The organism is Bartonella sp. OT172YNZD, assembly GCF_042193725.1.
Classification (GTDB): Bacteria; Pseudomonadota; Alphaproteobacteria; order Rhizobiales; family Rhizobiaceae; genus Bartonella; species Bartonella grahamii_A.
The window spans coordinates 1-716 of record NZ_JBHILZ010000089.1 but is presented as its reverse complement, the minus strand read 5'-3'; the positions used below and the strand labels follow the sequence as shown (position 1 = coordinate 716).

The window sequence follows — 716 nt, the reverse complement described above, 5'->3', positions numbered from 1 at the left end:
ATTCTCCACCTCGATTAGATCTAAGTGTTTTAATTCTTTTGCCAGTTTGATTTTCTAATTCATTCTTGAATTCTTTTAACATTTGAAAAGAATCTAATTTGTGTCTCATCAGATACACATATCCAAACCTTGACTTATCATCAGTAAAGTTAATGAAGTAAGAATATCCACCCCTTGCTTGGGTAGACAAAGGTCCACACACACATGAATGAATGAGTTCCAATAACTCATTGGCACATGACCCTTTTCCAATAAATGACCTTTTTTTCATATTTCTTACCAAACAAGATTCACAAGGCCCATATGATTCATAATCAAATGGATCAAGATATCCTTCTTTATGCAATCTTGTGATTCATATCTCACTTATGTGTCCTAACCTACAATGCCATAAGTATAACTGTTTTAGACTTTAGATTATGGGTCTTTTGGTATCAACATTGAGAATTTGAGTACTAAATCTATAACATATAAGCCATTACTCATAATAGCACATCCATAATAAACATCATCATATGAAAAGGAAAATTTATTATCCTTAATTATGAATGTAACTCCTTTCTTGTCCAAACAAGAAATAGAAATAATGTTTCTAGAAAGCACTGAAACATAATAACAATTATCTAGTTCCAAAACTTGGCTAGAAGGTAAATGCAAATCATAAGTCCCTATGCATAATGCAGCAACTCTTACTCCATTGTCAACTCGCAAGTCCA

General features: G+C 32.0%; 2 protein-coding genes. Both read right to left on the bottom strand.

Features of this window, described 5'->3' with window-relative positions; all coding sequences use genetic code 11:
* On the bottom strand, nucleotides 1-271 hold a 271-nt coding region (locus ACFIJS_RS09175; protein WP_375651319.1), incomplete at its 3' end, for a hypothetical protein.
* A 146-nt stretch (nucleotides 272-417) separates the two neighbouring features.
* Nucleotides 418-716: hypothetical protein (locus ACFIJS_RS09170; RefSeq protein WP_375651317.1), on the bottom strand; the 299-nt coding region annotated here is incomplete at its 5' end.